Raw genomic sequence first — 5,965 nt, 5'->3', positions numbered from 1 at the left:
ACCGGAAAAGACGTGCCAGCGGGCGGTTCGGGGTGGCCTGGATCTGATGGGTGGCGGCCAACACAACAGACACCATGTGTTTGCTCGCTGACGACAAACGATCGCCCCGTGCGACGCGCGCGGCCGCTGCAATGAAGTCACGGGGGAGTTGTGCAGCGAGCGCCGCCTGGCCGTGCGCGCAATAAGATCAGCAGCGATGCGCGCACGGCGCTCGTAATGCGGCACCGCGAAAAAAGCGCGAACCTGAATGAACGATCGGCGTTACTTCACGTAGATCGTGATCTTCTTGGAGTAGATCGGCGGGTTGTGCGGAATGTGCTTGTCGTCGGCCATCAGCAGTTGCAAGGTATGTTTGCCCGGCGGCAGCTCGATCGTGGTCTCCGTCTCGCCGGCGCCGAAATGCAGATGGTTGCGGTCGTTTGGGATTTCCTTGTCCATGGGCGGCAGATCGGTATCGATCAGCAGATGATGATGGCCGCTGTTTGGAAATTTCACGCCGCGCGGCGCGACACCCATGCCGCGCAGCCCGAACCACACCTTGATCGGCTTGCCCGCCGGCAGGACCTGGTTGTTGTTGGGAAAGCCGATGTACAGGTAGGCATGGGCGGGCGCGGGCGTGGCGTCCGCGATTGCGCTGCTCGGCATGCCACCGATCAGAAGCAGGCTGGCGGCGAGCGCAGCAGCCGGAATGAGCTTACGCATGGACTGTCTCCCGTATCGTGCCGCCGGCAAGGCGGCCCGGGGCCTTATCGAACGGTGATGGTGATCTTCCTGGAGTAGATCGGCGGATCGTGGGGCTTGTGATCCTTGTCGCCGAGCAGCAACTGCAAGGTGTGCTTGCCCGGCGGCAACTCGATCCGCGCCTCGGTCTCGCCAGCGCCGAAGTGCAGGTGGTTCCGGTCATTCGGAATCTCCTTGTCTATGGGCGGCAGGTCCGTGTCGATCAACAGGTGGTGGTGGCCGACGTTGGCCATGTCGACGCCCTTGGGGGCGATCCCCATATTGCGCAGGCCCATGCGCACCCAGAATTTGCCGCCATCGATCACGGCGCCGTCGGGCGGCCAGATGATGTAGACCTCGGCATTGGGTGGGGATGTCGTGGACAACGAGATCGAAGGCAACGGAGCCAGCAGCGACGCTGCCAATGTGCCTAGCACGGTTCGTCTGTGCATACGTTAGCCCTCCCGAACAGCTTGTCTCGAAACGCGGTGAATTCTTGCTATTGGTACTCGGCTTTTGGCCGATTCGTTGATTGGCTTCAGGCCGGCGCGCTGCATTTCGTCATCCAATTTCGTCATTCAGCTTAGAACGGAAAACGGCAAAAAGATACTTGGCGAGACCCTGCGCCGCGTAGGCGCCGCGCGGCTGTGAGCTTGCTACGCCACCCGGTGTTGCGAAGCACCTCCGGATTCACAATCGCTGTGCTATGGTTGATTGAGCCAGCCCAGTGCCGCTAGCGCTGCATCCTGTGAGCGCAAAGGACAAGGCGGGCCGGCCAGGTGATGGCCGGGCATCATCGCTCTCGCGTGCCGCGTCACGCCGTTGGCACGTGGACCGCCGATGCACTTCGGCGCCGTACGAACAAGGCCTGCATATGTGGCGAAAATTCCTTGTCGTGTGCCTGCTCGGGTTGGCTGCGGCCGTGCGCGCCGAAGCCGGCATCGACACGCCAACCCCCCCCCTCCAAGCAACAAAGCACCCGGCCGCCGCCCCCGCGAGCGCTCCGGGCAGGCGCCTCGCCCTGGTCATCGGCAACGGCGCCTATGTGGACGAGCCACTGCCCAACGCCGCCAATGACGCCCGGGCAATGCGCCGCACCTTGGCCGCGCTCGGCTTCGACGTCACGCTCCGCGAGAACCTGGACCGGGAAGGCATGGCGCGCGCCCTTGCCGAATTCCAGCAGCGCCTGCAGGCGGGCGGCACGGGGTTGTTCTATTTCGCGGGGCACGGCATCGAGGTCGCGGACACCCCGGTGATGATTCCCGTCGATGCCGGCAGCCGTGCACCTGGCCGCTTGCTCACCGCGGGCACCGCGCTTGACGCCGTACTGGCCAGCATGTCGGCGCCAAGGCCGGACATGCTTAACGTGGTAATCCTCGATAGCTGCCTGGACAACCCCTATCGCGGCAGTGCCGTCAAGCCACCCTCCGCCCCCGCCAACACGCTGATCGCCTATGCCACGGCCCCCGGCGCCGTGGCGGCCGAGGGGGCGCGGCACGGTGCGTTCACCGCCGCCTTACTGCGTACGATGCGCATGCCCGGCCTTGATGCCGAGGCCGCCCTGCTCCGGGCTGGTGAAATCGTGAGCCAGAATACCGGGCGGCGGCAGCAACCGTGGATATCATCGTCTTTACCCGCCCCGCTCCGGTTCGCGGCAAACACTGCGGCCTCCAGCGAAAAGGACAACGACAACGCAGCCTTCACGCCCGCACGAAGTCAAGCCGATCCGCCGATCCTTGCGCAGCATCGCGGCATCCTTCCCAAGGACAGCGACGAGCAGTACGAGCTCAGCTTCTGGGACTCCATCAAGAACAGCAATTTCGCAAGTGACTACGAGGCCTACCTTAAGGCCTATCCGAACGGCCGCTTCGCGCCGCTGGCGCGCGCCAGGATCGAGCGGCTGCGCGCGGCCGGGCCGCAGGCCGGGGCGCCTGCCGAGCGTGCTCGCACGCCAGGCGCCTCAGCCGGGCAAGCCACCGCGCAAGGCGCCGTCACGCCGCCGCCCGCGCGCGCGCAGTCCGGCAAGGTGCAGGCGCCGCCCGCCGCGCCGTCACCAACCGCGCCTGCCGCATCCGCGCCGCCCGCCCCGACCGCGAGCGTACCCACCACGCAACGAACTGCCGCGGCCGGCGCCGTGATAGTCGAGATCAAGCCAGTCGAGGTCAAGGACTGCCCGGGCTGTCCCGTGCTGCACAGCCTGCCGGCGGGCAGCTTCATCATGGGCAGCAACGGCGGTGACCCGACCGAGAAGCCGCCGCATCACGTCACCATCGGCCAGCCCTTCGCGATCGGCAAGTACGAAGTCACGGTGGAACAATGGGGGGCCTGCGCTGATGCGGGGGCATGCCAGCGCATCGCCACCGTCGCCAACGCGCCGAGGAACGCCCCCGTGCGCGATGTGAGCTGGGACGATGCCCAGCAGTACGTCGCCTGGCTGAGCAAGGTCAGCGGCAAGCACTACCGCCTGCCAACCGAAGCCGAGTGGGAGTACGCCGCCCGGGGCGGCACCGCGACACTCTACTGGTGGGGCGACCAGATGCGCAAAGGCACGGCCAACTGCAAGGACTGCGGCGAACCGTGGAATGCCGACGCGCCCGCCAACGTCGGCTCCTTTGCCGCCAATGGCTACGGCCTCCACGACATGAACGGCAGCGTGTGGGAATGGGTCGCCGACTGCTGGCACATCTCCTACAAGAACGCGCCTGCCGACGGACGCGCCTGGGACGAGCCCGGCTGCGGCGTGCGCGTGATCCGTGGCGGCTCATGGCGTGAAGGCGCGAGCTACATGCTCTCCTCCACCCGCTTCAAGTACAGCGCGAGCGTACGCCAGTCGCAAAACGGCTTTCGCGTCGTGCGGGACCTGAAGTAGCCGCTGCGCCTTGCCTGGCTAGCGCGGGTTGGTGGATATCTGCACCATGTCGGCACCGATGTGGCTTTCTCCGTGCTTCGCCGCCATCGGGCCCAGCTGCCTGTCGAGCGCGCGCAGGTAGTCCTGCCTGGACTCCGACTCGGGGCGCAACGCGTCGAACAGGGGCGCAGGCGTAGTGATCAGCACGATCAGCTCCGTGCCGAACGGCTTCGAGATCACCCAGTCCCCGAGGCTGCCCACGGCAGCGGTGTAGCTGGCGGGTGCCTGGTTGGCCTTGGCGCGCTGGCTTGGCACCATATGCACGACCTTGCCATCGGCCATGTAGTAGTCGACGTAGACATAGGTGTCGTAAGGCGGCGTGGTGATATCCACGATCAGTGGCGTTCCCTCCGTGAGTTGCGCGCCGGGCGCCCGGGTGCGGATCGTGGTCAGCGCGGTTGCGCTGCGGCGCCCCGACCAGTAAGGCGAGATCAGCTTGACCACGTCGCACTTGTCATCACCCAGCGCCTGCACGTCCAGGTTCAGCGTCTGCACGCCGGGCACCGCGCTCAGCTCCTCTTTCAGGCGCTTGATGCCAAAGCGCTCCGCCACGTAGCCACGCACCTGAAGTGCGTGGTCCTGCCCGGTGGCCGACAGCAGCGAGCAAGGCGCGCGTGCCAGCACCGGCGTCACGGCCTGCATGGAGAGCGCGCGCTCGCGCCGGGCTTCCTCGCTCGGTTGCGCCGACGGCGGCGCCCCCGGCGTGGCGGATGGCGTCACTGCGGCTTGGGGGGGGGCCGATACCACCGCGCTTGACGCGGATTGCGCCGCAGGCTGCTGCCCCTCCTGCGTGGTGCGCGCGCGCCACACGTAGTAACCCAGCCCGCCGGCCAGCAGCACGCCGGCCACGGACGCGGCGCCCAGCTTGGCCATTGGCATGCCACCGTGGCGCTCGGTGCCCATGTCGGCCAGGAAACGCGCCACGGTAGGCGTGCGTGTCGCGCGATCGAAAGACAGCGCCGCGCGCAGTGCGCGCCACTGCCCGCGGCTGAGCACCTTGGGGCGCTGTGGCTTGAGGCCGGCGCCGCGCGCCTGGTTGGCCGACAGCCGCTCATAGGGGTGCCTTCCAGTCAGCAGTTCATAGGTCACGCAGGCCAGCGCGTAGATGTCGTCGCGCGGATCCGGCTCGCGATGCTCGAACATCTCGGGGCTGGCATAGGCGGGGGTCATGCCGCCGAGCGTGCCGGGGTCGAACACGGTCGGGTCCGCGTCGTCCGCCGGTTGCTGGAAAACGCGCGCGATGCCGAAATCGATCACCTTCACTTCGCCGCTATCGGTGAGGAAGACATTGGCGGGCTTGAAGTCGCAGTGGACAAAGCCGCGCTCGTGCGCATAGGACAAGGCCCGGCCCATGCCGGTGATGATCGGCAGCGCCTTGGCGTAAGGCATGCCGGCGAAGTCTGGCGCGCGCAAGACACGATTGAGCGACTTGCCCGACAGGTACTCCATGGTCAGGTAAACCACCGAGCCATCGCGGTCGAAGTCATAGACCGTCACGATGTTGCGGTGCGCCAGCGTCTGCGCCTTGCGCGCCTCGCGCTGCAGCGCGATCAGCGATTTCGGATGACCGCGGAACTGCACATTGAGGACCTTGATGGCGATGTACGGCTTGCGGTCCGAGGCCTCGAGCTTGCGCAGGTCGAGCGCCTTGTAGACCGTCCCCATGCCGCCCACGCCCAGGCACTCCTCCAGCACGAAGCGGCCATTCAAGGTATCGCCCACCCCTTTGGTCTGCTCCGCCCCGCCAATCGCCTGATCGCTCGCGGGCGCTTGCGATGGCAAGGAAGGCGCGGACGCCATGCCGGCGCGGCCAGTCTGCACGCGGGTTTCCTCGCCGCCATCCTCGAACTGGGTTGCCCCGCGGCGCTCGATGCGCCGCAACACCTCTTCATAAACGCCAGGCGGCAGCGGGAAGCGGGTGTTCTCCTCGCTGAGCATGTCCGCTAGCTGCGTGGCGCTTGCCTGGTCCACGGCCAAGGTGCTGTCGATGCGGGCCAACAGTTCGTCGTGCGACAGACCACCGCTTTGGAAGGTACGTATCAGGTCTGGAATGCTAGGCATCGATGCAGCCACGACGTGATTGCGCGAAGTTGCGCATTGAGCGCCCACTCGCCCGTCTACAGCGAGTACCTGCCCACGATGGATACTAGTGCGCACTCACGCCAATCGCAAACCCCTCGTGCTTTGCATCAACGCCGGCAAGCCACGCCAGCGGCACGATGGCGCCGCAAGAGCCACTACCTGTCGCACATGCGCGAACACCCTGTGTTGTTGTGTTGGCCGCCACCCATCAGATCCAGGCCACCCCGAACCGCCCACTGGCACGTCTTTTCCGGC

4 protein-coding genes are annotated in these 5,965 nt (G+C 66.5%); 1 reads left to right on the top strand and 3 read right to left on the bottom strand.

Going from position 1 to position 5,965, the window contains the following annotated elements; translation table 11 throughout:
- Positions 1 to 261 precede the first annotated feature (261 nt).
- On the bottom strand, positions 262 to 702 hold the full coding sequence (locus tag AC1RWI_RS37500) for a DUF4399 domain-containing protein (protein ID WP_043347291.1): 441 nt from the start codon (positions 700 to 702) through the stop codon (positions 262 to 264).
- Positions 703 to 746: 44 nt separating this feature from the next.
- Positions 747 to 1,172, bottom strand: a complete 426-nt coding sequence (locus tag AC1RWI_RS37495; protein WP_492870831.1) for a DUF4399 domain-containing protein — start codon at positions 1,170 to 1,172, stop codon at positions 747 to 749.
- A 422-nt stretch (positions 1,173 to 1,594) separates the two neighbouring features.
- On the opposite strand from AC1RWI_RS37495, the gene AC1RWI_RS37490 reads away from it, so the two are divergent.
- Positions 1,595 to 3,589, top strand: coding sequence for an SUMF1/EgtB/PvdO family nonheme iron enzyme (locus tag AC1RWI_RS37490; RefSeq protein ID WP_492870830.1), 1,995 nt, complete (start codon positions 1,595 to 1,597; stop codon positions 3,587 to 3,589).
- An 18-nt stretch (positions 3,590 to 3,607) separates the two neighbouring features.
- Here the strand turns inward: AC1RWI_RS37490 and AC1RWI_RS37485 are convergent, their stop codons facing one another.
- Positions 3,608 to 5,689, bottom strand: a complete 2,082-nt coding sequence (locus AC1RWI_RS37485) for a serine/threonine protein kinase (protein WP_492870829.1) — start codon at positions 5,687 to 5,689, stop codon at positions 3,608 to 3,610.
- Positions 5,690 to 5,965 lie beyond the last annotated feature (276 nt).

The organism is Cupriavidus sp. MPR-AND1C (assembly GCF_058809705.1).
The sequence above is the reverse complement of the archived record's forward strand: the minus strand, read 5'-3'. Positions and strand labels throughout refer to the sequence as shown.